This window comes from Pseudomonas sp. TWR3-1-1 (assembly GCF_049896545.1).
GTDB classification, from domain to species: Bacteria; Pseudomonadota; Gammaproteobacteria; order Pseudomonadales; family Pseudomonadaceae; genus Aquipseudomonas; species Aquipseudomonas weihenstephanensis.
The window spans coordinates 1-1,141 of the sequence record NZ_JAFCUO010000045.1; the positions used below are offsets into that span (position 1 = coordinate 1).

A 1,141-nucleotide genomic window follows, 5' to 3' on the forward strand; every position below is an offset into this window, starting at 1 on the left:
CCGAGGCCAGACGCCTATCATCGGCGAAGTCTTGCAGATCGCCATCATGAAGATGGACTTGATGCCCGACGATGAGCTGATGAGCTTCTTGCGGTATCCGCGCCACGAAATCGTGATTAGCGAAAACGTGGCGCGTGAATTTCGGAATCAAAGCTTGGCCGAACTGAAGCGCGATCCGGGTGACGAGATCGTCATACCAGCACGGGAGAGCTGAGGACACGGCGAGCAATGGCAATCAGAAGTCGGTAGCTCTGAGCATCATCATCCCATGCGAGCAGTTCCTCTTTCTCTGTATTCAAAACTGATCCATTCGCTGCAACGAGAAACCTGCAACATTCGTTAAGCTCATTGCCACTCAAACTACGCGTGCTGACGACAGCCTCAGCATATCCTTTCTGGTCATCAACGAGTGGAGAAAGGTGAATATTGAACTTTCGCCCCAGCACTTCGCCGGTAACTAGTTCGTCGCTCTCGCCTGCTGCTACCGAAAAGAAACCTCTTAACATCTCAGGCCCAAGTCGCTTCCAGTGTTCAACGTTTTCGAGCAGGCATTCCTTGGCTCGTTGATAACCACCGGCCGACATAACGAGCGCCCGCTGAAATTGATGGTTGTCGTACTCAAAATCTTTCTTGTCCACGCACCTGACTCCTTCCATGCGGGCGACCTTGCCCGGAACGTTGATATCACGAGCCACAACCAAAACACCACTACAGCTTTGCCACCACCGGTAACCGGAGGGCGGCGCCATTCCGAGGTAAACCCATGCCTATCCGCCACAGCATCATCCACCAGATCGACAAGAAGCCAGACGGCAGTCCTGCTGTTCTTCATTTGAGCAGCACCGAGCTGCTCGAATCGCAAGCAACCGAAAACATGCTGAATGATCTGAACTTCGCCTACAACGCCAAGACCGGTAAGGGCTGGGGTTTCTTTCATGCCCAGTCCGGCGCCTTCCCACTCAGTGGCTGGCTACAGGACTTTGTCGATCACGGCAACTTCATTGAACTCAGCACTACCGCCGCCGAACACCTGACAAAGCTGATGGAAGAATCGAATCTTTCCGTTGGTGGCCACGTTCTGTTCGCGCACTACCAGCAGGGTCTCACTGAGTACCTGGTCATCGCTATGCTCCAGCAGAGT

The 1,141-nt window shown here is 53.6% G+C and carries 2 protein-coding genes and 1 pseudogene; 2 read left to right on the plus strand and 1 reads right to left on the minus strand.

From position 1 onward, the window contains the following. Positions 1-214 (plus strand): annotated as a pseudogene (locus ACP7A4_RS23100) (hypothetical protein); the annotation flags it as partial. On the opposite strand, the gene ACP7A4_RS23105 reads toward ACP7A4_RS23100, so the two are convergent. Then, positions 192-638 carry a hypothetical protein gene (locus ACP7A4_RS23105; RefSeq protein ID WP_426248515.1) on the minus strand — a complete coding sequence of 149 codons (447 nt, stop codon included), beginning with the start codon at positions 636-638 and terminating at the stop codon, positions 192-194. The pseudogene ACP7A4_RS23100 and the gene ACP7A4_RS23105 overlap by 23 nt on opposite strands. Positions 639-763: 125 nt before the next feature. Between ACP7A4_RS23105 and ACP7A4_RS23110 the strand changes: the two genes are divergently transcribed. Then, positions 764-1,141, plus strand: a 378-nt coding sequence (locus ACP7A4_RS23110) for a nucleoid-associated protein (RefSeq protein WP_426248517.1), incomplete at its 3' end; no start/stop codon positions are given.